We start from the raw sequence: 25,393 nt of genomic DNA on the forward strand, positions 1-25,393 counted from the left end.
GGTCGGAATGTTTTCCGCCGCCTAATTTTTTCTTTAAGCTTATATAACTAAATAGCAAAATAAAATATTTTAATGTAAAATAAGATGGAACTTTCGTTAAGAAGAATCTTGAGGTAAATACTGGTAATATGTATGTACGGTCATGAGAGGATTTGAGAGAAATGAAGCTACAAAAGCTGCTTAAGAATTTGCATCTTTTAGTTCCTTTTAAAGGTGAAGATCTGGAAATTACATCGATCGAAAACGATAATCGGAAGGTGCAACAAGGGAGCTTATTTATTTGTATTAAAGGTTATACAGTTGATGGTCATGATTTTGCAGAATCAGCTGTAAAAAACGGCGCAGCAGCCATACTTGCGGAACGTCCGTTATCACTTGGTGTGCCTGTTATTCTTGTAAAAGATACAACAAGAGCAATGGCTGTGTTAGCTGATACTCTTTATGGGCAGCCAACTAAAAAGCTGCATTTAATTGGGATCACAGGAACAAACGGAAAAACAACCACCAGTCATTTAATTGAAAAAATAATGGTAGATGCTGGTCAAAAGACCGGTTTGATTGGCACGATGTACACTAAAATTGCTGACAAGACGATTGAAACCAAAAACACCACACCTGAAAGCTTGACACTTCAAAAAACCTTTCAGCAAATGGTTGAAGCAGGTGTAAATACGGCCGTAATGGAGGTTTCTTCGCATGCCTTAGACCTTGGCAGGGTCCATGGCTGCGATTATGATGTGGCTGTGTTTACAAATCTAACGCAGGACCACCTGGATTATCATAAGACAATGGATGAATATAAGCGTGCGAAGAGTTTATTATTTGCCCAGCTCGGTAATACATTTGATCATCATAAACCAAAATTTGCTGTTTTAAATGCAGACGACCCTGCCTCGGATATGTATAGCAGGTCAACTGCCGCACATGTAATTACATATGGAATCGACAACAAGGCAGATATTCAAGCGAAAAACATCCAAATGACTTCCGCTGGTACTCATTTCAATCTCTTTGTCGAAACGGAAAAATTTCCGATCCAAATGCAATTAATTGGGAGATTCAGTGTTTATAATGTTTTAGCAAGTATTGCTGCCTCACTTGTGTCCGGAGTCGAAATTAATGAAATTATCAAATCCATTGAAAGTGTAGAGGGTGTATCAGGAAGGTTTGAACTTGTAAATGCAGGACAAGATTTCACGGTTATTGTTGACTATGCCCATACACCTGACAGCCTTGAAAATGTATTAAAGACGGTTCAGCATTTTGCAAAAAAAAGAATCTTCGTCATCGTAGGCTGCGGTGGGGATCGTGATCGTACGAAACGGCCATTGATGGCTCAGATAGCCTGTCAATTGGCCACAGATCCTATCCTCACTTCAGATAACCCTAGAAGTGAAGACCCATTAGCAATATTGAAGGAAATGGAAGCGGGGGTTGAGGGTGAAAAATATAAGATCATACCTGACCGTAAAGAAGCGATTCATACAGCAATACAACAGGCAACAATAGGAGATGTGATCTTAATAGCCGGTAAGGGCCATGAAACATATCAAATTATTGGCAATGTCGTTCACGATTTTGATGACAGGTTGGTAGCACGGGAAGCGATTGAGGGGAGATAGCTATGTATTTAGCTTTGAAAGACTTGGGAGGTCTATTTGATTCTAGCCGTAGAATCCAAGACGATTTTTTGTTTGCTTCGGTTAGCGACCAAGCAAAAGAACCGCAGCCAAAAGGATTATTTGTGTCATATAACGGAATGAATGGTGAACTGTCAGAAGCGATTGCAAATGGAGCAATCGCAGCTATTTGGAATCAAGAATACGATCTTCCAAGGTATACTCCGAACCATTTTCCAGTATTTTTTACAAACGATCCTGCTGATGCAATTGTAACAATTTTAAATAGATATATTGAAAAATTAAATGGAGAAACAGACAAAATTATGGCGATAACTAACTTTAAATTTTCAAATAAAAAACTTCTTAATAAAAATAACGAAACATATGATATATCTGTGTTATTAAACGAAGTAATTAATAAAAATAAACCTGAAAGGAGGGAATAAAATGCTTGAACAAGTTATTTTTTTCACAATAATTATGGGCTTTCTTATATCAGTATTGCTTTCTCCTGTATTTATTCCCTTCTTAAGAAGGTTGAAATTTGGACAAAGCATTCGTGAAGAAGGGCCAAAATCCCACCAGAAAAAATCTGGCACACCAACCATGGGCGGTGTGATGATCTTGTTTTCGATCGTTATTACGACACTTGTGATGACAGGCAAATTTTCTGAACCGACTGTTAAAACATATTTGCTGCTTCTTGTAACGCTCGGTTTTGGATTGCTTGGTTTTTTAGACGATTTTATCAAAGTCGCCTTAAAACGAAATTTAGGATTAACATCTAAACAAAAGCTAGCAGGTCAAATCATTATTTCAATTATCTTTTATCTTATCTATAAACAACAAGGTTTCTCTACCGAAATTAGTATCCCATTTACTGATACAACATTTGATTTAGGCTGGTTTTTCATCTTTTTCATCATATTCTGGTTAGTTGGCTTTTCAAATGCGGTCAACTTAACCGATGGACTTGATGGCCTGGTGTCAGGTACCGCAGCAATTGCTTTTGGTGCACTAGCAGTACTTGCTTGGAATCAATCACAGATGGAAATTGCGATATTTTCTGTGGCGGTTGTAGGAGCTGTGTTAGGGTTCTTGGTGTTTAACGCCCATCCAGCCAAGGTTTTCATGGGAGATACCGGTTCACTTGCCCTTGGAGGTGCAATTGCCACTATCGCAATTCTTACCAAACTTGAAATTTTGCTTATCATTATCGGAGGAGTATTTGTCATTGAAACATTATCCGTTATTTTACAGGTTATCTCCTTTAAAACAACCGGTAAACGGATTTTCCGTATGAGCCCATTGCATCACCATTATGAATTAGTAGGTTGGTCGGAATGGCGTGTTGTCGTCACTTTTTGGAGTGTTGGATTAATCCTTGCGATACTAGGAATCTATATAGAGGTGTGGTTATAAATTGAAACAGATTAAAACTTTCAGTCATAAAAAAATTCTTGTCCTTGGTTTGGCGAAAAGCGGGGTAACAGCAGCCGCTCTATTACATAAGCTTGGAGCATTTGTGACGGTTAATGATAAAAAGCCATTCTCGGAAAATCCTGAGGCACAAGGGCTATTAGAACAAGGGATTAAAGTGATATGTGGTGAACATCCTATTGAACTTCTAGATGAAGGATTCGAGCTGATTGTCAAGAATCCGGGTATTCCTTATAACAACCCAATGATTGCTGGAGCGATTGAAAAAGGAATTCCGGTTATCACCGAGGTAGAGCTTGCATATGAGGTATCGGAAGCCCCATTTATTGCTATTACAGGAACAAACGGGAAAACAACAACAACAACTTTAGTCTATGAAATGTTGAAAGAGGATGAAAAGAACCCGCTAATTGCAGGGAATATTGGTACAGTGGCATCAGGTGTTGCGGAGGAAGCAACAGCAGACAATACGATTGTCATTGAATTATCTTCGTTTCAATTAATGGGGATTGTCAATTTTAATCCTAAAATTGCCATTCTTACAAACTTATATGATGCCCATTTGGATTATCATGGGGCAAAAAAAGAATATATTGCGGCAAAGGCAAACATCACAAAAAATCAAACAGAACTTGAATATCTCATTGTCAATGCGGATCAAGAAGAGACTCTAGAAGTTGCTCGTCACTCTAAGGCCAGCATCATTCCTTTTTCTACAAAGAAGAAACTGTCGGAAGGTGCTTATATTTCCGATGGCTGGATTATATTTAATAGTGAAAAAGTGATGGAAATTGAGAAAATAGCTCTGCCGGGCAACCACAATCTTGAAAATATTTTATCTGCAATGGCTGCGGCAAAGCTTTCAGGCGTAGAAAATAGCGCGATTCAAAGGGTTCTGCGTACATTTACTGGTGTCAGGCACCGCCTGCAATTCGTTACAGAAGTGAACGGTAGAAAATTCTATAATGATTCTAAAGCGACGAATATTCTGGCATCCATTAATGCTTTAGCTGCGTTTGAAGCACCTGTTATTCTGCTCGCAGGCGGTTTGGATCGCGGTAACGAGTTTGATGAGCTCCTGCCTTATTTAAAAAATGTAAAAGCAATGATTACATTTGGGCAAACCGCTCCTAAGATGGAACGGGTCGGGACATTGGCTGGAATAAAAACAATCATCCGTGTCGATAATGTTGACAAGGCAGTGCCTGAAGCTTATCGATACTCCGAATCAGGTGACGTAATATTGTTATCTCCTGCTTGTGCGAGCTGGGATCAATATAAAACTTTTGAGGTAAGGGGAGACATTTTTATCGAAGCGGTGCATAAGCTTAAGTAAGGGCTTGTACCTTGCGTGGTTCTGCAAAGCCCTAAAACTAGCAGTTGAGGTGTATTGTGGTGCCGACAAAAAAAACAACTCCCGATTTTATTTTAATGATCGTAACATTCACGCTTCTGGCAATAGGGCTTATCATGGTTTACAGCGCAAGTGCTATCTGGGCTGAATATAAATTTAATGATTCCTTTTTCTTTGCGAAAAGACAAACTCTTTTTGCAGGGGTAGGAGTCGCTGCTATGTTTTTTATTATGAACATCAACTATTGGACGTGGAGGACCTGGTCGAAAACCTTTATCATTATTTGTTTTGTCCTACTTATTCTTGTTTTAATTCCGGGAATTGGTAATGAAAGAAATGGATCTCGAAGTTGGATTGGTGTAGGCGCTTTTTCAGTTCAACCTTCAGAATTTATGAAACTGGCGATGATTGCCTTTTTGGCAAAATATCTGTCCGAACGGCAAAAGCTCATAACTTCATTCAAGAAAGGTCTTGTTCCATCATTAGGGCTTGCCTTTTTAGCCTTTTCAATAATCATGCTCCAACCTGATTTAGGTACGGGAACAGTTATGATGGGAACTTGTGTCGTCATGATTTTTATTGCTGGGGCACGCGTTAGTCATTTTGCCTTTTTAGGACTCTTGGGACTAGCCGGGTTTGTCGGCTTAATTGCCTCCGCTCCATATCGGATTAAACGGATCACCTCTTTTTTGGATCCTTGGTCGGACCCGCTGGTGAGTGGATTTCAAATTATTCAATCGCTTTACGCGATAGGTCCCGGCGGATTGTTTGGACTTGGACTTGGCGAAAGCCGACAGAAGTTTTTTTACTTACCAGAACCACAGACCGACTTTATCTTTGCGATACTATCTGAAGAATTAGGTTTTATCGGTGGTTCATTTATATTATTATTATTTGCACTGTTGTTGTGGAGAGGTATTCGAATCGCCCTAGGTGCACCGGATTTATATGGCAGCTTTTTAGCCGTAGGGATCATCGCCATGGTGGCTATTCAGGTAATGATTAATATTGGAGTTGTCACAGGGCTAATGCCTGTTACGGGCATTACCTTGCCATTTTTGAGCTATGGAGGCTCTAGTTTGACCCTGATGTTAATGGCGATCGGTGTTCTCCTTAATATTAGCAGGTATTCTCGCTTTTGAACCTTACCCCTGTTTAGCAGCAGGGTTCTTTTTATTTTTAGCGAAATCTAATTCATAAGGTTACAATTAGATAACATTCTTTTTTCATATGCATTATTTCGTTCGTTTTTATAGTAAGATAGTTATGGCAATCAGGTGTTAAATAGTTAATGAGGTGGAAAAATGAAAATAGTTGTTAGCGGTGGAGGGACTGGCGGACATATCTATCCTGCTCTCGCACTAATTCGAGAAATTCAGAAACAGAATAGAGATGCACAATTTTTATATATTGGGACTAAAAATGGTTTGGAAAGTAAGCTAGTTCCGATGGAGAATATTTCTTTTAAAGCTATTCATATTACTGGTTTTCAAAGAAAGCTTTCCTTTGAAAATATAAGAACTGTCCTACGTTTTCTAAAAGGAGTCAAAGACAGTAAAAGAATGTTAAAAGAGTTCAAACCTGATATTGTCATTGGAACAGGCGGATATGTATGCGGACCTGTTGTATATGCTGCGTCAAAGCTCGGTATCCCAACGATTATCCACGAACAAAATAGTGTTCCTGGACTTACTAATAAATTTTTAAGCCGTTATGTAAATAAAATTGCGATTTGTTTTGAAGAAGCCAAAGAATTCTTTCCGAAAGAGAAGACTGTTTTCACAGGTAATCCTCGTGCATCCGAAGTAATTGGCAAGGATGGGATTCGAGGACGTCTTGCTGCTGGGCTTAGTACAACGATACCAGCAGTTTTAATCTTTGGCGGCAGCCGTGGTGCCAGGCCAATTAATGAGGCTGTTGTAAAGGCATTTGGGGAATTGGCAGAAAAGCCATATCAAATTCTTTATATTACAGGAGACGTACATTTTGAGGATGTTAAAAAAGAAGTAGATCTAATTGGAAACCCTAAAAATGTAGTAATTAAGCCATTTATTCATAATATGCCAGAGGTTCTTGCGGGGATTGATCTAGTCGTTTCAAGAGCAGGAGCAACGACACTAGCAGAGATTACCTCGCTCGGTATTCCAAGCATTCTTATTCCTAGCCCGTATGTTACAAATAATCATCAAGAGAAAAACGCTAAATCTTTAAGTGACCATGGTGCGGCAGAATTACTATTAGAAAAAGATTTAAATAATAAAAGTCTTGTGAACCACATCGATCGTATTCTCTTAAATAATGAAAATTTAAAGGAAATGAAGCTAAAAGCTAAAAAAATGGGTGTGCCTGATTCAGCTATTAGACTGTATTCCTTAATGCAAGAGCTTGTAAAAACAAATCAAAGGTAGCCCAAAATTGTTTTTAGCATAAACTGAAATAAATGCATCTTCGAAAGATAGGTGGTAAATATGGACGCAATAATAACGGAATTGCAATATTCAAATATAGGAAAAGTGAAAATAAGTGAACCTCTTGTCAACCATACCACAATCAAAATCGGCGGTCCTGCTGATCTTTTTATTGAACCTTCATCAGTTGAAAATTTAAAACAGGTGATGGGGTTGGTGAAAAAACACAGCTTAAATTGGCGGGCGATTGGCAGAGGTTCTAATCTTTTAGTCTCTGACAAAGGAATCGAAGGAGCGGTAATTAAACTTGGCTCTGGAGTGGATGGACTTAAAATTAATGGCTCAGAGATTACAGTAGGAGGCGGACATTCCCTGATAAGTTTGGCTACACTTATTAGCAAGAAAGGGATGGCCGGATTAGAATTTGCCAGTGGAATCCCTGGATCTGTTGGCGGTGCTGTTTATATGAATGCTGGTGCACACGGCTCAGATATTAGCAAAATACTGACAAGGGCTCATATTTTATTTGAAGATGGGACGATGGAGTGGCTTTCGAATGACGAAATGAAATTTTCGTATAGAACATCTGTCTTACAGAAAATTAGACCAGGCATTGTTGTAGAAGCTGCATTTCAACTTGTCGAAGGTGATAAAGCAGTCATTGTATCACAAATGATCAAGAATAAGGATTATCGAAAAGATACCCAACCATGGAATTTTCCCTGTGCTGGCAGTATATTCAGGAACCCGCTTCCGAATTACGCAGGAAAATTAATAGAAGATGCTGGGTTAAAGGGATATAGTATTGGCGGTGCAAAAATATCGGAAATGCATGGGAATTTTATAGTAAATGCTGGAAATGCTACTGCAGCAGATGTGCTTGCCTTAATTCAGCATGTAAAGGATACCATTTACAGCCTTTATAATGTAAAAATGGAAACAGAGGTAGAAATAATCGGACGGAAATAAGAAAGAAATAATCGTACGAATGACAAATATTGTGTTATAATTACTGATAATATTATAGGTGAAACCTCGAAAAGTAACTGACGGCATGATTTTTCGTGCCGTTGTTTCTCTTTTCAAGGTAACACTATCGAATGTTTGGACAGGCTTAGTTAGCTATTCCTGAGGCAGCTGCTTTTTATTTGGAGGAATAATAAATGGAAAAAGGTAAAATCGTTGCTCTCGAGGATCGTATCCCTCAACTTAAAGAGCAAAGACGACGAAAAGCGAATAGACGCCTTGTGCTCCTGTTAATTCTGTTTTTTACAATGATAGTAGTTATCGCCTACTCACAATCACCATTAAGTCATGTAAAGACGATAACAATAAAAGGCAATGGAGTGTATTCCGCTGAAGAATTAGTCAGTCAGAGCGGCCTTTCGAATAATACGAATATTTGGAAAATAAAGAAGGACGAAACCATTGTAAAATTACAGCGATTATCCGAGATCAAAAAAGCTGAAATTCAGATTCACTGGCCTAGTACAGTTATTATTCAAGTAAAAGAATATAAAAGAATTGCCTATCTAAAACAAGGGAATAATTTCCTTCCAGTTATGGATAATGGGAAAATTTTAAAAAATCAAGAAGCAAATAAAATTCCTGTTAATTCTCCAATTTTATTTGAGTTTAAAGAAGGGGTAGCCCTCAATCAATTGGTTAAAGAGTTAGAAAAACTTCCTAGAGAAATTACAAACTCGATCTCTGAAATCCATTATACTCCCAAGAAAACAGATCCATTTCATATATCCTTATTTATGAATGATGGATTCGAGGTGAGTGCGACATTAAGAAGTTTTTCAGAAAAAATGGTGCATTATCCCTCAATTATCTCCCAATTAGATCCTAACAAAAAGGGAATTATTGACTTAGAAGTTGGATCTTACTTTAAGGCTTTTGAAACAGAAGGGGAGGAAAAAGAAGTTGAGCAAGATAAAGGTGAAGGGTAAACATGTTATCTTGTCCCTCGTCTGCCTTGTATTAGGATTTATGATTGCCTTTTCTTATCATTTGACGCAAATAGAAAATAAAAATGAGAAGCCGAATGTATCGGGTAAACAGTGGGAAAAGACACTTGCATTAAGAAATCAATTAATTGAAGAAGAAAAGAGTAATCGAGAACTGCAAAAGGAGTTACATCAAAAACAAGATTTGGTTCTAAAAAATGAAAAAGACCTCTCAAAGGAAGCACAGGTCTTTCTTAATCTTGCTGAGGATGCCGAAAAATATCGTATGTTCTTAGGGAAGGTGAAGGTACAGGGTAAAGGGGTTAAGATTACTCTCACTGACGGTGCCTACGATCCAAAAGAAGACAATATTAATAATTATCTTGTTCATGAACACCATGTATTTAAAGTGGTGAATGAACTATATATATCAGGAGCAGCAGCTGTTGCTATAAATGGGCAAAGGCTGACAAGTCATTCTTATATTATTTGTAATGGACCGGTTATTACTGTGGATGGAATTGAACATCCAGCACCATTTATTATTACAGCAATCGGAGACCCTGACGTCCTTTCATCATCAATAAACTTAGTTGGAGGGGTTAAGGATCAACTAGTGAACGATAATATTGTTTTTACATTAGAAAAAAATGATGAAATTGTCCTAAATCCAATTCTAGGAAGTTAGCCATTTTCAGGAGTAGTGTCCACGGGATGATTATATAAAAGGTTAGGTGAAAAAAGGTGGACAACCAAAAAATTAATGCAAGTTTTACATTAATAGCAATTTTGGTCGGTTTCATGATTGCAATCCAATTTCAAACAGTAAAAAAACCTGCTGAACGTGACACACGCGATATTTGGCAGCTTCGTGAAGCGTTACTTAAAGAAAAAGAACTTCAATCCAATTTATTAAGTGAAATTCGTTCAAATGAAGAAAAGCTGGCAGCATATGAATCTAAGCGAAAACAAAGTAAGGAACAAGCTTTAAAGGATACATTAGATGAATTAAAGATTGAAGCTGGATTATCCAAAATTACTGTTCCAGGAATTACCTTACATATTGAACCAGTAATCGAAGAAATAAAGCCGGGTACTCCAGTTAATAGGGTGGTTTCACCAGAACTTTTAAAAAGATTACTTAATGAATTGAATATGTACGAAGCAAAATATGTTGCGATTGATGGACGAAGAATTATTAATACGACTGTCATTCGAGACATCAATCGGGAAACAAAGATCGATGGACATACAATTAATAGTTTGCCGATAGAAGTTATCGTGGGTGTAGATGATAATAATACAGCTGAAAAATTATACAATCGGATGAAAGTATCTAAATCTACGGAAGAATTTTTTATTGAAAATCTCAGACTTTCCATTTCAAAACCAAATCCGAACGTAACGGTACCTGCCTATGATAATTCCATTCGTATCCGATACATGGAACCGACAAAAGAAGGAGGCGATTCTTAATGTGGCTTCCATTCATTGGATTAATAATTGGAATCATACTTGGTTTGTTAACGGAGATTCGAATACCTGAAGAATATTCCAATTATTTGTCGATTGCTGTCTTAGCGGCATTCGACACACTTTTCGGCGGCATCAGGGCATACCTGCAAAATATATATGATGAAAAAGTGTTTGTTTCAGGATTCTTTTTTAATATAATGCTAGCTGCAAGTTTAGCTTTTCTCGGTGTTCATCTTGGTGTAGACTTGTATTTAGCGGCAGTTTTCGCGTTTGGTGTCAGATTATTTCAGAATATTGCCGTAATAAGGCGAATAATATTGACGAAATGGTCAACAAGCAAAGAAAAAGTAGAAAAAAATTGAAATTTTTTAAAGGGAATCATATAGTTGTGACGAATAATTTAAATATTACTATGGAAACTTTTATTGAACAAAAAAAATAGTTGTTGTTCAACTTAAGGAAATCTAAAGGAGGTGCCAAAGAATGAACAGCAATGAAATATATGTTAGTCTTGACATCGGTACATCCAGTGTGAAAGTTATCATTGGTGAAATGGTCAATGACTCGGGTAAAGACTCGTTAAATATAATTGGTGTTGGAAATGTGCAATCCGAAGGATTGCGCAAAGGGTCGATAGTGGACATGGACGACACCGTTCATTCGATTAGAAGGGCAATTGAGCAAGCAGAAAGAATGATTGGGATGGAAATCAGAGATGTGGTGGTTGGCATTTCTGGAAACAATGTTATGCTTCAACAATGTCATGGTATTGTAGCTGTTTCAAGCCAAAACCGAGAGATAACGAATGAGGATGTCATTCGTGTTATTGAAGCATCCCACGTTGGTTCAATCCCGCCTGAGAGAGAGAACATTGGCGTTATTCGAAAACAATTTATACTGGATGGAAAAGATGAAATTAATGATCCCCGCGGTATGATTGGGGTTCGCTTGGAAATGGATGGAACACTCATTACCGGATCCAAATCGATCATCATTAATACACTTCGCTGTGTAGAACGCGCTGGACTTGAGATTGTAGACATTGTCCTTCAGCCTTTGGCTGCAGGAGATTATGCTTTGTCAAAGGATGAGAAGAACCTCGGGGTAGCTCTTATTGACCTTGGTGGAGGATCTACAACGATCGCTGTTTTCGAAGAAGGATTTATCACACAAACGAGTGTCATTCCAGTTGGCGGAGATTATATCACGAAAGATCTTTCTGTAGGGTTACGGACTTCGACAGAAGATGCAGAAAAAATCAAAGTAAAACATGGACACGCATTTTATGATGAGGCTTCAGAGGATGAAGTATTCAGTGTACCAATAATCGGCAGTGATCAGCATCAACAATTTAATCAGCTTGAGATATCTGATATTATTGAAGCAAGAATGGAAGAAATTTTTGAACTAGTTTTACACGAAATGAAACGCCTAGGATTAAGTGATCTTCCTGGCGGTTATGTTTTAACTGGCGGCATGGCTAATATGCAAGGTGTTCTAGAACTTGCCCAGGTGATTTTACAAAATCGAGTACGGATTGCCGTCCCTGACTATATTGGTGTGAGAGAACCTCAATATACTACAGCTGTCGGTTTAATTAAATATGCCTACAAGAATGCTAGATTACCAGGTGGTACCATTGGTTCATCGACTATTTCTGAACCTGTAGAAAAGAGAGTACCAAAACAACAACAACAACAACCTAAAGCAAAAGTAGAAAAACATCCGGAAGAAAAGATGTCATCAAAAGTAAAAAAATTCCTTGGTTACTTTTTTGAATAGGAAAATCAAAAAGGGAAGCGACGAATTAGGAGGATTGTCATGTTAGAATTTGATACAAATTTAGATTCTCTTGCAACAATAAAAGTAATCGGTGTAGGCGGCGGTGGTAATAACGCGGTAAACCGAATGATTGAACATGGCGTTCAAGGGGTAGAATTTATCGCTGTAAATACTGATGCTCAAGCATTAAATCTTTCTAAAGCAGAAGTTAAGATGCAGATTGGCGCAAAACTTACTCGTGGACTAGGTGCAGGTGCTAATCCTGATGTGGGAAAGAAAGCAGCAGAAGAAAGTAAAGAACAGCTTGAAGCTGCATTAAGCGGAGCAGATATGGTATTTGTTACAGCTGGAATGGGTGGAGGAACAGGAACTGGTGCTGCACCAGTTATTGCTCAGATTGCCCGTGACTTAGGTGCATTGACGGTGGGTGTTGTCACACGTCCGTTTACATTTGAAGGTAAAAAACGATCAGGTCAAGCATCAGGCGGAATCGGTGCGATGAAGGAAGCTGTAGATACACTAATTGTGATTCCTAATGATCGTCTTCTAGAAATCGTTGACAAAAGTACGCCAATGCTTGAAGCTTTCCGTGAAGCAGACAATGTCCTCAGGCAGGGTGTACAAGGTATATCAGATTTAATTGCTGTCCCTGGTCTAATTAACTTGGACTTTGCAGACGTAAAAACAATTATGTCTAATAAGGGTTCAGCGTTAATGGGTATTGGTGTATCTGCCGGTGAAAATCGTGCAGCTGAAGCCGCTAAGAAAGCAATTAGTTCTCCTTTATTAGAAACCTCTATTGATGGAGCACAAGGAGTACTTATGAACATTACAGGTGGCACAAACTTAAGTCTTTACGAAGTTCAAGAAGCTGCCGATATTGTAGCAACCGCATCTGACCAGGAAGTAAATATGATTTTTGGTTCTGTTATCAATGAAACGCTTAAAGAAGAAATTATTGTTACAGTCATCGCAACAGGCTTTAAAGAAGAAAGCATGCAGCCAAAAGCAACTCGTCCTACTTTTGGACAAACCAAGCCGACAATTGGCAATGTTAAGAGAGAGCAGCCAAAACGCGAAGAGGTTCAGCAAGAACCCGTTCGACACACCCAAGTTTCCCAAGAAGAAACTTTGGATATTCCAACCTTCTTACGTAACCGTAATCGGAGAAGATAAATAACGAATCATCTAAGAAAGGCATGGCCAATTATGGGTCATGTCTTTTTTTATTTAGGTGATGTTAAAGCTCATTGTTGATTTTGACACTATGTTAATTGGAGCGGAAAGCGAAGTGCCTGGAGCGGAAATCAACAGGCAGTATACAGAGCTTTTATTTATTGCAACAAAATCTATCTGACAAAATCCGTTGTGAATAGTGGAAAATTCTGTTTTTTTGATTACAGAAAGTGACACACTTCAGCCATGCAAGTACGTTATACTTTTTCGTAAACAGAAAGGAAAAGCTGACAATTTAAAGGGAGGAAGCTCGCCTGACTATTTATTTAGATGTGATTTGGGCACTAAATTTGTTTTTTGATAGCCTGCTTCTGTATTTAACAGCTATTTTTCTAAAAAGAGAAATTAAATTAGGGAGACTACTTGCCGGCGGATTTATTGGTTCAATGATAATTTTATTATCATTTACACCATTAAATGTCTATACAAGCCATCCAATTTCAAAATTCATGTTTTCAATCTTGATGGTGTTAATTACCTTTGGGTATAAGCGAATGACTTTTTTCATTAAAGCCTTAATGACGCTATATGTTTCAACTTTTTTAATTGGCGGGGCATTAATGGGGGCACATTATTTTATTCAATATGACTCTGAATTGACAACTAAGGTCCTAATGACCAGTGTAAAAGGTTTTGGAGACCCAATTAGTTGGGTATTCGTTCTTATTGGTTTTCCGGTTGCCTGGCATTTCTCAAGAAAAAATGTAGAAAGTATGGAGATGACCAAAATTCAATTTGATCAAATTGTTAAAGTAACCGTGCAAATTGACAATGAAACACTTACTTTTAAAGGATTAGTGGATAGTGGAAACCAACTTTATGATCCGTTGTCAAAGCTTCCTGTTATGTTCGTCTCAATTAAAAACCAACTAGATACAATCCCAGAAACGATACAGAAACTGGCGGATGATCCAGAAATACTTTTAAAAGGGAGTGGAGAAATCCCAGAGGAATGGCAAAGCAGGCTTAGGATCATCCCTACTCGCGTGATCGGACAAGAGCATCAGCTTATTATAGCGGTTAAACCTGAAAGCATATTGATCGAACATAACGGCACTCAGTATCTATGTGAAAAAGGCCTTGTATCTTTTACAATAAAGCAACTCTCTAGTGAGGATGCATTTCAATGTATTGTTCATCCAAAAATGCTAACTGGGCATAAACAGCAAACTGAAACCGTTAAGGTGAGTTAATATTACTATACTCAGAAAAACATATTTTAGAAGGAGGAACACGCATGAAAAAATGGAGGATTCGCTTATCCTACTACTGGTATAAACTATTAATGAAATTGGGCTTAAAAACGGATGAAGTTTATTATATTGGTGGCAGCGAAGCATTACCGCCTCCTTTGAGTAAAGATGAAGAAGAGTTATTGTTAAAAAAACTACCTGGTGGTGATAAAGCCGCAAGGTCGATATTAATTGAACGTAATCTCCGTCTAGTTGTATATATTGCTAGAAAATTTGAGAATACAGGTATTAATATCGAGGATTTAATTAGTATCGGGACCATTGGATTGATTAAAGCCGTAAATACCTTTAATCCTGAGAAAAAAATAAAACTTGCTACATACGCCTCTAGATGTATCGAGAATGAGATTCTCATGTACTTACGACGTAATAATAAGATCAGATCAGAGGTTTCCTTTGATGAACCTTTGAACATTGATTGGGATGGAAATGAGCTTTTATTATCTGATGTATTAGGAACAGATGATGATATTATCACAAAAGACCTAGAGGCCAATGTGGACCGAAAGTTATTAACAAAAGCACTGCATCAGCTTACAGACCGTGAAAAACAAATAATGGAGCTTCGGTTTGGTCTGACCAACGGGGAAGAAAAAACCCAAAAAGACGTAGCTGACATGCTGGGAATTTCCCAATCCTATATATCAAGATTAGAAAAAAGAATCATAAAAAGACTAAGAAAAGAATTTAATAAGATGGTTTAAGAAAAGAAAATTTTTTTCATTCGAAAAACCTAAGAATTTCGCGACTTAATTACATTTTTCGACAAATATGCACTTGTCCACCATCGTGGATAAGTGCATATTTTTCCTCCTCAAGGAAATACTGTTTTTTGTACAGCAACTCCTGTGAGGAGGGAAAAGGATTGACTCGAAATAAAGTTGAAATTTGCGGTGTGGACACAGCAAAACTTCCTGTATTAAAAAATGAAGAAATGAGAATACTCTTCAAGCAAATGCAAGAGGGCGATATTTATGCCAGAGAAAAGCTCGTCAACGGTAATTTAAGACTCGTATTAAGTGTCATTCAACGATTTAACAATCGAGGCGAGTTTGTTGACGACCTGTTTCAGGTTGGCTGTATTGGACTGATGAAATCAATCGATAACTTTGATTTAGGTCAAAACGTAAAGTTTTCGACTTATGCCGTACCAATGATTATTGGAGAAATTCGAAGGTATCTACGTGATAATAATCCAATTCGCGTTTCAAGGTCCTTGAGGGATATAGCTTATAAGGCCCTCCAAGTAAGGGAGCGATTGATGAGCGAAACTTCACGTGAACCCACTGCAGAAGAAATTGCAAAGGTCTTAGAAGTTCCACACGAAGAAATCGTGTTCGCCCTTGATGCCATACAGGACCCAGTGTCCCTTTTCGAGCCAATTTATAATGATGGCGGCGACCCAATTTATGTAATGGACCAATTAAGCGACGAGAAAAATAAAGATATCCACTGGATTGAAGAAATTGCTTTAAAAGAAGGAATGCGAAGGTTAAACGATCGTGAAAAATTAATTTTACGTAAACGATTTTTTCAAGGAAAAACACAAATGGAAGTCGCGGATGAAATCGGGATATCTCAAGCTCAGGTTTCTCGACTAGAGAAAGCGGCCATAAGACAAATGAATAAAAATATTCAAAGTTAAGCTGTCCTTTGGGCAGCTTTATTTTTATTCTTTTTACTAAAATGATATCAACAATCATATATTTTCTATAGTAATAAAATTGGGAGTGAGAGATGATGGTGAAAATTTCCGAATTCCAAATAAAAGATGTGGTTAATGTATCAGACGGAAAAAGGCTTGGTAATATAGGTGATATAGAGATCAATTTAACCACAGGTAAAATTGATGCCGTCGTGATTAGTGGCAGCGGCAGAGTACTTGGCTTTTTTGGAAAAGATGATGACGTGGTTATTCCGTGGAAAAATATCATTAAAATTGGTCAGGACGTAATTTTGGTAAGGTATAAAGGAAATGAAGAGAGATTTCCAGCGGAAACAGAGGTTTGACAATAGTTATTTGCGGTGACCATTTTTTCATTTCATGGTAAACTATAGAAAAAAACAAAAGAGGTATGGTAATGGAACCCTTTGTTTTAAAGAATGAGTCATTTTTTTCAATAGAAAGCTGGATAAGGCAATTTCCTGGTTTGGCTGCGGGTATGACAACCAAAAATGGAGGAGAGAGTAAAGGGAATTACGAAACCCTAAACCTTGGCTTTCATGTTGGAGATGACAGAAGCGATGTTTGCATCAACCGAGGAAAAGTTTCTGAACTTCTGAAGTTTCCTCTAAACACCTGGGTTGGGGCAGAACAAACACATGGTATTCATCTTAAGAAAATTTCAAAAGCAGATCGAGGTAAAGGGTCAAAATCCTATGAAGATTCTTTTAAAGACACTGATGGTTTTTATACGAATGAGGAGGGTATTCTTTTATCGCTTTGCTTTGCCGACTGCGTCCCTCTTTTTTTTATTGCACCTGAATCAAGGATGATTGGAATTGCTCATGCTGGCTGGAAAGGGACCGTTGGTCAAATTGCCAAGGAAATGATAAATGCATGGGGAAGAGAAGGAATTAATCCCCAACAGATTTTTGTGGCAATTGGCCCATCAATTTGTGAAAAATGTTATATTGTTGATCAGCGTGTTATAAATTTAGTTGAAAATACACTAGTAGATGTCGAAACATTACCCTATAATTTAATTAATGATGGCCAATACTCTTTAGATTTACGTGAAGTAAACAGACAAATTATTGTCAATTCAGGTGTACCTGATATTAATATTCAGATGACTGGATTTTGTTCTAGTTGTGATAAAGAGTTTTTTTCCCACCGACGTGATCAAGGTAGGACAGGAAGAATGGTAAGTTTTATTGGCTGGAAGGAGACTACGAAAAGTTTATGAGGGTTGCAGTAAAGTTTGAACAAATAAAACAACAAATTATTGAGACATGCCATCGAGTAGAGCGGGACCCTGAAGAGGTGAAAGTGATAGGCGTTACGAAATATGTTAGTACGGAGAGAGCTATTGAAGCATTACAAGCTGGCATCATAAATTTAGGTGAAAATCGTGATGAGGGGCTCCTTCATAAGTGGGAAGTTCTTAAGGACAAGCCTAATTGGCATTACATTGGTTCGCTTCAGACGCGAAAAGTAAAAAATATAATTAATATAGTTGAATATATTCATTCTTTGGATCGGATTTCTCTTGCAGAAGAAATCAATAAACGAGCAGAACAAAAGGTAAAATGCCTGGTTCAAGTCAACGTCTCTGGAGAAGAATCTAAGCACGGCTTAAGTCCTGAAGATGCGATAGTCTTTATTGAATCACTTCGCAAATTTGAGAGGATTAGCGTGGAAGGTTTAATGACAATGGCACCATTAACGGATGATGAAGACCAAATTCGAGAATGTTTTCGCAAATTAAGAGAACTTCGCGATCAAGTTCAAGCCCTAAATTTGGATTATGCCCCATGCACAGAGCTTTCGATGGGTATGTCTAATGATTATGTAATTGCTATTGAAGAAGGGTCAACAATGGTAAGAATAGGCACAGCTCTTGTTGGTGAAGATGGTTAGGAGAGAAGATAATGACGATTAAATCAAAATTAAAAACATTTTTCTTTTTAGATGATGAATATGATGATACTAATGATGATTATGCACAAACAGTTGAACCGGCTCCTGTAAAGCAAAAGCAACAACAACAGCATCTGCCAGTGGTAAAAAACCAAAATGTTGTTAGCTTGCAAAGCGTCCAAAAAACTACCACTTCATCAAAGTCATCCAAGGTAATATTAGTTGAACCACGTACATATTCTGAGTCAACTGATATTGCAGACCATTTAAAAAATCGCCGGGCAGTTGTAGTGAACCTGCAGCGGATTGATAGTGAACAAGGCAGGCAAATTGTTGATTTTCTAAGCGGAGTTGTCTATGCCCTCGGGGGTGACATTCAAAAAATTGGTTTAAGTATATTTTTATGTACTCCTGATAATGTTGAGGTGTCAGGAAATATATCCGATCTGATTCCTGACTTTGATAATCAAAATATGAGGTGGTAATGTTAAATGGCATTTGTATTTAGTTTATTACAACAGTTAATTCAAGTTTATTCGTGGGCATTAATTATTTATATTTTAATGTCCTGGTTTCCAAATGCTAGAGAGTCCTCAATTGGTCAATTTTTAGCAAAAGTTTGTGAACCTTATTTAGAGCCATTTAGAAAAATCATCCCACCTCTTGGTATGATGGATATATCACCTATTGTTGGATTTCTTGTTTTAAACTTCGCGAGCAGTGGTTTAGGCAGTGTATATCGCTGGCTTGCATAAGAATACTGAAACTAGGTTGTGTTTTGAAAAATGAATATTTACCAGCATTTCCGGCCAGAAGAACGAGAATATATTGACCAAGTGTTAAATTGGAAGGATTATGTCGAGACGCAATATACTCCTAAGTTAACAGATTTTCTTGATCCAAGGGAACAGCATATTCTAAAAATATTAATTGGTGAACATGGCCAAGTAAATTATAAACTTTTTGGCGGCAGCCCGGATGTTGAACGAAAAAGAGCCTTAATCTTTCCAGATTATCTAACCGCCACGGAAGAAGAATTTCAAATCAGTCTTTTTGAAATCCATTATCCAACCAAGTTCGTCACGATCGAACATCGACAGGTATTGGGTACGTTAATGTCTTTAGGGCTAAAGCGAGGGAAATTTGGTGATATCCTCAATAAGGATGATAAATGCCAATTTTTCGCTGCAAAGGAAATAAGCGACTATATAAAAACTAATGTCGAAACAATTGGCAGGGCTGGCGTTAAACTAACTGAAACCGATATCGAGAATGCCATCCGTACCAATGAATTATTGGTCGATAGTGATTTAACAGTATCTTCACTACGATTGGATACTGTAATTTCAGGTATTTATCATGTATCACGGCAAAAATCACAACTTCTTATTCAACAAGGGCTCGTGAAAGTGAATTGGACATTAACCGAAAATCCTTCATTTGAATGCGATGTTGGTGATATGATTTCAGTTAGAGGATACGGAAGAGCAAAAATTCTCGCCATCGAAGGGAAAACAAAAAAAGAAAAATGGCGAATAAATGTCGGAAAACAAAAATAACTACATAAGTAAAGAAGGAAATTCGAAGAATGTTGTCGAATAATTGCTTATACATATAGAATTAGAGATTGTATGGAGGTGGCATCAATGCCGTTAACACCGTTGGATATTCATAATAAAGAGTTTAATAAGGGTTTTAGAGGATATGATGAAGATGAAGTGAACGAATTTCTCGATCAAGTCATCAAAGATTATGAATTAGTACTCAGAGAGAAAAAAGAAATGGAAGAACGCTTAAACGATATGAATGAGCGTCTTGGTCATTTTGTTACTATTGAGGATACTCTGAATAAATCAATCATCATTGCTCAAGAAGCTGGGGAAGATGTAAAACGTAATGCCCAAAAGGAAGCGAAGTTAATCATTAAGGAAGCAGAGAAAAACGCGGATCGAATTGTCAATGATTCACTTTCAAAAGCAAGGAAAATTGCTCTTGAAATCGAGGATTTAAAAAAACAATCCAAAGTATTCCGAACTCGGTTTAAAATGTTGATTGAAGCTCAGCTTGATATGTTGAACACGGATGATTGGGATCACTTATTAGAGTATGAGGTTGATGCGACAGAGCTAAAAGTTCATCAAGAAGAAGATTCATTAGCTTGACGAAATGCGTTTTTTTAGCATATAATTTCTTAACAGTTATAAAGAATGGTCAATGACGATGAAAGGGAAAGTACAATTTTCTATGGCTTTTTAAAAGCGAGTCGGGGGTGGTGGAAGCCCGGTAAAGTTGGAAATTGGAAAATCACCCTCGAGTTCCAGGTCGAACCTCCTTCTTTAAGGATAGTAGGCTTAGGCGTGTTATTCACGTTACGAATGTTTAAGAGGGTAGAACGATTATTTCGTACTATTTATCAGGGTGGTACCGCGGGAAAAAAACCTTCTCGTCCCTATTTTGGGATGAGAGGGTTTTTTTGTTTGTCTATTGGCTATTCTTTGTTATATGAAGAGGATTACAGGAGGAAGAAAAGATGGAATATAAAAATACGTTATTAATGCCGCAAACTGAATTTCCGATGCGTGGTAATCTTCCACAAAGAGAACCTGAGATTCAGGCAAAATGGGAAGAGATGAATATTTATAAAAAAGTCCAGGAACGGACCAAAGGACGTCCTATGTTTGTTTTACATGATGGTCCTCCGTATGCAAATGGTGATATCCATATGGGCCATGCCCTTAATAAAATTTTAAAAGATATGATTGTCCGTTATAAATCTATGAGTGGTTATCATGCACCATACGTACCTGGCTGGGATACACATGGACTCCCTATTGAGCAGGCGTTAACCAATAAGGGAGTGAAACGCAAAGAAATGACGGTTGCAGAATTCCGTCAACTTTGTACAAAATATGCTCTTGAACAAATTGATAATCAACGTGAACAATTTAAACGTCTTGGTGTCCGTGGTGACTGGGAAAATCCTTATATTACTCTTAACCCAGCATATGAAGCACAACAAATTAAGGTTTTCGGTGAAATGGCCAAAAAGGGTTATATTTATAAAGGTCTTAAGCCTGTCTATTGGTCCCCTTCAAGTGAATCAGCACTTGCAGAAGCAGAGATTGAATATCAGGATAAAAAGTCTGCATCCATTTATGTGGGCTTTATGGTAAAGGATGGTAAAGGTGTCCTTGACACGGAAACCCAAATTATTATCTGGACGACTACTCCATGGACAATTCCTGCAAACTTAGGAATTTCAGTGCATCCTGATTTAACTTATGTAGTGGTATCTGCAAATGAAAACAAATACCTAGTTGCTGAAGCTCTTCTGGAAGAAGTTTCGAAGGTAATTGGCTGGGAAGAAGCAACAGTTATTCAGAAGGTAAAAGGAAATGAATTAGAGCATATTCTTGCCATCCATCCTCTATATGGTCGTGATTCATTGGTCATGTTAGGTGAACATGTAACAACTGATGCCGGTACTGGATGCGTTCATACAGCACCAGGCCACGGGGAAGATGACTTCCATGTAGGTCAAAAATACGGTTTAGAAGTATTATGCCCTGTAGATGATAAAGGCGTGATGACAAGTGAAGCACCGGGCTTTGAAGGATTATTTTACGATAAAGCTAATAAACCAATTACACAAGCATTAGAAGATGCAGGTGCACTACTTAAGCTTTCGTTTATAACTCACTCTTATCCTCACGACTGGAGAACGAAGAAGCCGGTTATCTTCCGTGCTACAGCCCAGTGGTTTGCTTCTATTAAGGATTTCCGTAATGAATTACTCGATGCGGTGAAGGAAACCAAGTGGATTCCTGCTTGGGGTGAAACGCGGTTATTTAATATGGTGCGTGACCGTGGGGACTGGTGTATTTCCCGTCAACGTGTCTGGGGGGTACCAATTCCTGTTTTTTATGCAGAAAATGGGGAAGAAATCATCACTGATGAAACGATCAATCATGTTTCAGATTTATTCCGTGAGTATGGTTCTAATATTTGGTTTGAACGTGAGGCAAAAGATTTACTTCCGGAGGGCTTTACCCATCAAGGAAGTCCAAACGGAACATTTACAAAGGAAACGGATATCATGGACGTGTGGTTTGATTCAGGTTCCTCACATCAAGCAGTGTTACTTGAAAGAGATGATTTAGTTCGACCTGCCGACCTTTATCTTGAAGGCTCTGATCAGTATCGTGGCTGGTTTAACTCGTCATTATCAACTGCGGTAGCTGTGACAGGTGAAGCACCGTATAAAGGAGTATTAAGCCATGGCTTTGCTCTTGACGGTGAAGGTAGAAAGATGAGTAAATCAATCGGGAATGTAGTGATCCCTGCAAAAGTGATGAATCAATTAGGCGCAGATATCTTACGCCTTTGGGTTGCTTCCGTTGATTATCAAGCAGATGTTCGTGTTTCCGATGCTATTTTGAAACAGGTTGCTGAAGTGTATCGTAAAATTCGAAATACTTTCCGATTCTTATTGGGGAATTTAGCAGACTTTACCCCTGCAGATAGAGTTCCTTATGAAAATCTACGGGAAGTCGATCAATTCATGCTTGTTAAATTAAATAAGCTGATTAAAAATGTTCGTAATGCCTATGAAAACTATGAATTTGCAGGTATTTATCATGCGATTAATAATTTCTGTACCCTTGATTTAAGTTCATTCTATCTAGATTTTGCAAAAGATGTCCTTTATATTGAGGCAACAGATAATCATGAGCGTCGTGCGATCCAGACAGTTTTATATGAATCACTTTTCGCTTTAACTAAGTTGGTTTCGCCAATTCTGTCCCATACAGCTGATGAGGTGTGGAAATTCATTCCATCTGTAACAGAAGAAAGTGTTCAATTGACTGACCTTCCAGAATACCAGGAGTTGAGCAATGCAAATGCTTTGGAAGAAAAGTGGACTGAATTCATGAATCTGCGTGATGATGTGTTAAAAGCACTTGAAGAAGCCCGTAATCAAAAGGTGATTGGTAAATCGTTAACCGCAAAAGTAACCCTGTATGTTAATGAAAAATCGAGACAGCTATTAGATTCTATTGATGAAAATATGAAACAGTTGTTTATTATCTCAGGCTTCGAAGTAGCTGGAACATATGAGGAAGCACCTGAACATGCGGTGAAGTTAGAAACTGCATCCATTGTTATTACGAAAGCTGAGGGAGAAACATGTGAGCGTTGCTGGATTGTTACACCGGAAGTAGGTCAAAATCCAGAACATTCCACACTTTGCAACCGTTGTGCGGACGTAGTAAAAGAAAACTATACCCATTTAGCATAAATAAAGTGAAGCCCTGTGCAAAAATGTACAGGGCTTTTAATTTTTTCCTTCTCCGTTAATTGTTGTAGTTGTTGTCAAATGTTTTTCCGAGTTAAGTAATTGATGACGGAAATAATAAGAAAAATGAGTAACGGAGGTAACAACTATGAATGCATCGCAGGAAAAGCTGTTCTTTGAACTCCGTCAAACGAAAGAAGAAATCGAATATTCGTTAAAAAATAAACAAGGAAAAAATTGGTTTACAACCATTTTGGAAGAGGAATTGTCAGATACTATTACAGCAATCCAAAAGTTAGAAAATGGGAATTTTGGGCAATGTGAAATTTCCGGTGAATTTTTATCCGCTGATTTATTAAAGATGATTCCCACCTTAAAATCACAAAGAGACTCAGAGTATTTGGAAAGTTACTTCAAAAAATCAATTTACCATTCCTAATTAATAATGTTCCATTTTCGTTTAGCGAAAAAGTATGCTAAAATGCTTAAGAAGTATGAAAAGCGAAAGCGCCTAGAATCGCAAGTCTAGGTTGATGTGGAGGTATTTCTTAGTGTTTTATTACTTAATCGCTCTTTTTGTTATTTTATTAGATCAAATTACGAAATGGTTAATTGTAAGCAACATGTATCTAGGAGAAAGTATTACCATCATTGATAAAATTTTCTATATTACTTCTCATCGTAATCGTGGAGCAGCATGGGGGATATTACAAGGTCAAATGTGGCTTTTTTATGTAATTACTGTCATTGTAATAGTTGCTATTATGTATTATCTATACAAAGCAGTAAAAGGAAAATGGCTGCTAGGGTTATCGTTAGCATTAATGCTCGGAGGTGCCATAGGCAATTTTATTGACCGTGTGATTCGTAAGGAAGTTGTCGACTTCATTCATACGTATGTTTTTGGCTATAATTTCCCAGTCTTTAATATCGCAGACTCAGCTTTAGTGATCGGTGTCATCATGTTAATGATTCAAATGTTGCTAGAAGAGAGAGAATCAAAGGAGAAATCATATGGAGAAAATGGAACACACCATTCTTGAGGAGCAAAAAGGAGATCGGATTGATAAGGTGATCTCAAGCTTTGATGAAGAATGGTCCCGAACACAAGTACAGCAATGGATAAAAGAAGGTAATGTCCTTGTGAACGGACAACAGATTAAAACCAATTATAAATGCAGCACAAATGATAAAATTGAGATCACAATACCAGATCCAGAAGAACTAGATGTTTTACCTGAAGATCTAAACTTAGAAATTTTTTATGAAGATAAAGATGTATTGGTTGTAAATAAACCAAGAGGGATGGTTGTTCATCCGGCACCAGGGCATTTGTCAGGGACATTAGTCAATGGTTTAATGTTCCACTGTAAGGATTTATCGGGTATTAATGGTGTATTAAGACCCGGGATTGTTCACCGGATTGATAAAGATACTACTGGGCTGTTGATGGTGGCCAAAAATGATATGGCTCACGAAAGCCTTGTCAATCAATTGGTGGCTAAAACTGTCACTCGTAAATATAATGCGATTGTCCATGGTGTCATTCCACATGACTTTGGAACTGTTGATGCTCCGCTAGGCAGGGATACAAAAGACCGCCAAAGCATGACAGTTGTTGACCACGGAAAACATGCCGTCACTCATTTCCATGTGATTGAACGGTTTAAAGACTTTACTTTTGTAGAGTGCCAATTAGAAACTGGTCGAACACACCAAATTCGAGTTCATATGAAATATATTGGCTATCCTCTCGCTGGTGATCCAAAATATGGACCGAAAAAAACACTGGACATAGAAGGACAAGCCTTGCATGCAGGTGTGCTTGGATTTAACCACCCGAGAACTAACGAATATTTAGAATTTGAAGCGCCGCTTCCAGAAGATATCGAATTGTTGCTAACACAGCTTCGAAATAATCGTTGACATAGTTGTTTATTTAAAGTAAGATGATTTTAGCTTAATAAGCCTTTAAAACAGTCCCGAGAGGC

27 protein-coding genes and 1 other annotated feature are annotated in these 25,393 nt (G+C 37.7%); all 27 genes read left to right on the forward strand.

Annotated elements, in window-relative coordinates; all coding sequences use genetic code 11:
* Positions 1-161 precede the first annotated feature (161 nt).
* Complete coding sequence (locus ACSU6B_RS20240; RefSeq protein WP_410888093.1) at positions 162-1,622, forward strand: UDP-N-acetylmuramoyl-L-alanyl-D-glutamate--2,6-diaminopimelate ligase; 1,461 nt, start codon at positions 162-164, stop codon at positions 1,620-1,622.
* A gap of 2 nt (positions 1,623-1,624) precedes the next feature.
* Positions 1,625-2,068 carry a hypothetical protein gene (locus ACSU6B_RS20245; protein ID WP_410888095.1) on the forward strand — a complete coding sequence of 148 codons (444 nt, stop codon included), beginning with the start codon at positions 1,625-1,627 and terminating at the stop codon, positions 2,066-2,068.
* 1 nt (position 2,069) lies between these two features.
* Positions 2,070-3,044: a phospho-N-acetylmuramoyl-pentapeptide-transferase gene (mraY, locus tag ACSU6B_RS20250; RefSeq protein WP_168242711.1), complete on the forward strand. Its 975-nt coding sequence runs from the start codon at positions 2,070-2,072 to the stop codon at positions 3,042-3,044.
* 1 nt (position 3,045) lies between these two features.
* Positions 3,046-4,398: a UDP-N-acetylmuramoyl-L-alanine--D-glutamate ligase gene (murD, locus tag ACSU6B_RS20255; RefSeq protein ID WP_410888097.1), complete on the forward strand. Its 1,353-nt coding sequence runs from the start codon at positions 3,046-3,048 to the stop codon at positions 4,396-4,398.
* A gap of 59 nt (positions 4,399-4,457) precedes the next feature.
* A complete protein-coding gene (gene spoVE / locus ACSU6B_RS20260; protein WP_215000245.1) occupies positions 4,458-5,558 on the forward strand; it encodes a stage V sporulation protein E in 1,101 nt (366 codons plus the stop codon).
* Between the two features lie 162 nt (positions 5,559-5,720).
* Complete coding sequence (gene murG / locus ACSU6B_RS20265; RefSeq protein ID WP_410888099.1) at positions 5,721-6,824, forward strand: undecaprenyldiphospho-muramoylpentapeptide beta-N-acetylglucosaminyltransferase; 1,104 nt, start codon at positions 5,721-5,723, stop codon at positions 6,822-6,824.
* A 60-nt stretch (positions 6,825-6,884) separates the two neighbouring features.
* Positions 6,885-7,793 (forward strand): UDP-N-acetylmuramate dehydrogenase, encoded by a 909-nt coding sequence (gene murB / locus ACSU6B_RS20270; RefSeq protein ID WP_410888101.1) that lies wholly within the window; start codon positions 6,885-6,887, stop codon positions 7,791-7,793.
* Positions 7,794-7,987: 194 nt separating this feature from the next.
* The gene (locus tag ACSU6B_RS20275) at positions 7,988-8,779 is read left to right on the forward strand and encodes a cell division protein FtsQ/DivIB (protein WP_410888103.1); all 792 of its coding nucleotides are present in this window, start codon (positions 7,988-7,990) and stop codon (positions 8,777-8,779) included.
* Complete coding sequence (locus ACSU6B_RS20280; RefSeq protein WP_251032891.1) at positions 8,754-9,464, forward strand: DUF881 domain-containing protein; 711 nt, start codon at positions 8,754-8,756, stop codon at positions 9,462-9,464. Before ACSU6B_RS20275 ends, ACSU6B_RS20280 begins: the two co-directional genes overlap by 26 nt.
* A gap of 56 nt (positions 9,465-9,520) precedes the next feature.
* On the forward strand, positions 9,521-10,252 hold the full coding sequence (locus tag ACSU6B_RS20285; protein ID WP_168242717.1) for a DUF881 domain-containing protein: 732 nt from the start codon (positions 9,521-9,523) through the stop codon (positions 10,250-10,252).
* Entirely contained in the window at positions 10,252-10,614 is a 363-nt protein-coding gene (locus ACSU6B_RS20290; RefSeq protein ID WP_215000253.1) for a small basic family protein, read from the forward strand. Before ACSU6B_RS20285 ends, ACSU6B_RS20290 begins: the two co-directional genes overlap by 1 nt.
* A 121-nt stretch (positions 10,615-10,735) precedes the next feature.
* The gene (gene ftsA / locus ACSU6B_RS20295; protein ID WP_214715978.1) at positions 10,736-12,034 is read left to right on the forward strand and encodes a cell division protein FtsA; all 1,299 of its coding nucleotides are present in this window, start codon (positions 10,736-10,738) and stop codon (positions 12,032-12,034) included.
* A gap of 39 nt (positions 12,035-12,073) precedes the next feature.
* Entirely contained in the window at positions 12,074-13,210 is a 1,137-nt protein-coding gene (gene ftsZ / locus ACSU6B_RS20300; protein ID WP_215000255.1) for a cell division protein FtsZ, read from the forward strand.
* A 320-nt stretch (positions 13,211-13,530) separates the two neighbouring features.
* On the forward strand, positions 13,531-14,463 hold the full coding sequence (spoIIGA, locus tag ACSU6B_RS20305) for a sigma-E processing peptidase SpoIIGA (protein WP_308162501.1): 933 nt from the start codon (positions 13,531-13,533) through the stop codon (positions 14,461-14,463).
* Positions 14,464-14,507: 44 nt separating this feature from the next.
* Entirely contained in the window at positions 14,508-15,227 is a 720-nt protein-coding gene (gene sigE, locus ACSU6B_RS20310; protein WP_215000257.1) for an RNA polymerase sporulation sigma factor SigE, read from the forward strand.
* A 161-nt stretch (positions 15,228-15,388) separates the two neighbouring features.
* A complete protein-coding gene (gene sigG, locus ACSU6B_RS20315; RefSeq protein WP_026566385.1) occupies positions 15,389-16,168 on the forward strand; it encodes an RNA polymerase sporulation sigma factor SigG in 780 nt (259 codons plus the stop codon).
* 95 nt (positions 16,169-16,263) lie between these two features.
* A complete protein-coding gene (locus tag ACSU6B_RS20320; protein ID WP_215000655.1) occupies positions 16,264-16,533 on the forward strand; it encodes a YlmC/YmxH family sporulation protein in 270 nt (89 codons plus the stop codon).
* Positions 16,534-16,604: 71 nt separating this feature from the next.
* Positions 16,605-17,432: a peptidoglycan editing factor PgeF gene (pgeF, locus tag ACSU6B_RS20325; protein WP_410888107.1), complete on the forward strand. Its 828-nt coding sequence runs from the start codon at positions 16,605-16,607 to the stop codon at positions 17,430-17,432.
* Positions 17,429-18,106: a YggS family pyridoxal phosphate-dependent enzyme gene (locus ACSU6B_RS20330; protein ID WP_410888109.1), complete on the forward strand. Its 678-nt coding sequence runs from the start codon at positions 17,429-17,431 to the stop codon at positions 18,104-18,106. Before pgeF ends, ACSU6B_RS20330 begins: the two co-directional genes overlap by 4 nt.
* Before the next feature lie 11 nt (positions 18,107-18,117).
* Complete coding sequence (locus ACSU6B_RS20335) at positions 18,118-18,591, forward strand: cell division protein SepF (protein WP_410888111.1); 474 nt, start codon at positions 18,118-18,120, stop codon at positions 18,589-18,591.
* Positions 18,592-18,597: 6 nt separating this feature from the next.
* Entirely contained in the window at positions 18,598-18,861 is a 264-nt protein-coding gene (locus ACSU6B_RS20340; RefSeq protein WP_215000262.1) for a YggT family protein, read from the forward strand.
* 30 nt (positions 18,862-18,891) lie between these two features.
* Complete coding sequence (locus ACSU6B_RS20345) at positions 18,892-19,665, forward strand: RNA-binding protein (protein ID WP_410888113.1); 774 nt, start codon at positions 18,892-18,894, stop codon at positions 19,663-19,665.
* Positions 19,666-19,752: 87 nt separating this feature from the next.
* Positions 19,753-20,268: a DivIVA domain-containing protein gene (locus tag ACSU6B_RS20350; RefSeq protein ID WP_215000265.1), complete on the forward strand. Its 516-nt coding sequence runs from the start codon at positions 19,753-19,755 to the stop codon at positions 20,266-20,268.
* A 49-nt stretch (positions 20,269-20,317) separates the two neighbouring features.
* Positions 20,318-20,560, forward strand: a binding site (T-box leader).
* 76 nt (positions 20,561-20,636) lie between these two features.
* Positions 20,637-23,405 carry an isoleucine--tRNA ligase gene (gene ileS, locus ACSU6B_RS20355; protein ID WP_410888115.1) on the forward strand — a complete coding sequence of 923 codons (2,769 nt, stop codon included), beginning with the start codon at positions 20,637-20,639 and terminating at the stop codon, positions 23,403-23,405.
* 145 nt (positions 23,406-23,550) lie between these two features.
* Positions 23,551-23,841, forward strand: coding sequence for a hypothetical protein (locus ACSU6B_RS20360; protein WP_215000269.1), 291 nt, complete (start codon positions 23,551-23,553; stop codon positions 23,839-23,841).
* A 94-nt stretch (positions 23,842-23,935) separates the two neighbouring features.
* Positions 23,936-24,445, forward strand: coding sequence for a signal peptidase II (lspA, locus tag ACSU6B_RS20365; RefSeq protein WP_251032892.1), 510 nt, complete (start codon positions 23,936-23,938; stop codon positions 24,443-24,445).
* Entirely contained in the window at positions 24,417-25,328 is a 912-nt protein-coding gene (locus ACSU6B_RS20370; protein ID WP_410888117.1) for an RluA family pseudouridine synthase, read from the forward strand. The genes lspA and ACSU6B_RS20370 overlap by 29 nt, the downstream gene beginning before the upstream one ends.
* Positions 25,329-25,393 lie beyond the last annotated feature (65 nt).

It is taken from the genome of Neobacillus sp. C211 (assembly GCF_051842875.1).
Taxonomy (GTDB): Bacteria; Bacillota; Bacilli; order Bacillales; family Cytobacillaceae; genus Neobacillus.

Coding starts and splice junctions, on each gene's coding strand:
- ACSU6B_RS20275 (WP_410888103.1), top strand. CDS start 7,988: ATGGAAAAAGGTAAAATCGTTGCTCTCGAGGATCGTATCCCTCAACTT.
- sigE (WP_215000257.1), top strand. CDS start 14,508: ATGAAAAAATGGAGGATTCGCTTATCCTACTACTGGTATAAACTATTA.
- murG (WP_410888099.1), top strand. CDS start 5,721: ATGAAAATAGTTGTTAGCGGTGGAGGGACTGGCGGACATATCTATCCT.
- ileS (WP_410888115.1), top strand. CDS start 20,637: ATGGAATATAAAAATACGTTATTAATGCCGCAAACTGAATTTCCGATG.
- ACSU6B_RS20340 (WP_215000262.1), top strand. CDS start 18,598: ATGGCATTTGTATTTAGTTTATTACAACAGTTAATTCAAGTTTATTCG.
- ACSU6B_RS20330 (WP_410888109.1), top strand. CDS start 17,429: ATGAGGGTTGCAGTAAAGTTTGAACAAATAAAACAACAAATTATTGAG.
- ACSU6B_RS20350 (WP_215000265.1), top strand. CDS start 19,753: ATGCCGTTAACACCGTTGGATATTCATAATAAAGAGTTTAATAAGGGT.
- ftsZ (WP_215000255.1), top strand. CDS start 12,074: ATGTTAGAATTTGATACAAATTTAGATTCTCTTGCAACAATAAAAGTA.
- lspA (WP_251032892.1), top strand. CDS start 23,936: ATGTGGAGGTATTTCTTAGTGTTTTATTACTTAATCGCTCTTTTTGTT.
- ACSU6B_RS20240 (WP_410888093.1), top strand. CDS start 162: ATGAAGCTACAAAAGCTGCTTAAGAATTTGCATCTTTTAGTTCCTTTT.
- ftsA (WP_214715978.1), top strand. CDS start 10,736: ATGAACAGCAATGAAATATATGTTAGTCTTGACATCGGTACATCCAGT.
- murB (WP_410888101.1), top strand. CDS start 6,885: ATGGACGCAATAATAACGGAATTGCAATATTCAAATATAGGAAAAGTG.
- ACSU6B_RS20320 (WP_215000655.1), top strand. CDS start 16,264: ATGGTGAAAATTTCCGAATTCCAAATAAAAGATGTGGTTAATGTATCA.
- ACSU6B_RS20335 (WP_410888111.1), top strand. CDS start 18,118: ATGACGATTAAATCAAAATTAAAAACATTTTTCTTTTTAGATGATGAA.
- ACSU6B_RS20360 (WP_215000269.1), top strand. CDS start 23,551: ATGAATGCATCGCAGGAAAAGCTGTTCTTTGAACTCCGTCAAACGAAA.
- ACSU6B_RS20245 (WP_410888095.1), top strand. CDS start 1,625: ATGTATTTAGCTTTGAAAGACTTGGGAGGTCTATTTGATTCTAGCCGT.
- ACSU6B_RS20290 (WP_215000253.1), top strand. CDS start 10,252: ATGTGGCTTCCATTCATTGGATTAATAATTGGAATCATACTTGGTTTG.
- mraY (WP_168242711.1), top strand. CDS start 2,070: ATGCTTGAACAAGTTATTTTTTTCACAATAATTATGGGCTTTCTTATA.
- pgeF (WP_410888107.1), top strand. CDS start 16,605: ATGGAACCCTTTGTTTTAAAGAATGAGTCATTTTTTTCAATAGAAAGC.
- ACSU6B_RS20370 (WP_410888117.1), top strand. CDS start 24,417: ATGGAGAAAATGGAACACACCATTCTTGAGGAGCAAAAAGGAGATCGG.
- ACSU6B_RS20345 (WP_410888113.1), top strand. CDS start 18,892: ATGAATATTTACCAGCATTTCCGGCCAGAAGAACGAGAATATATTGAC.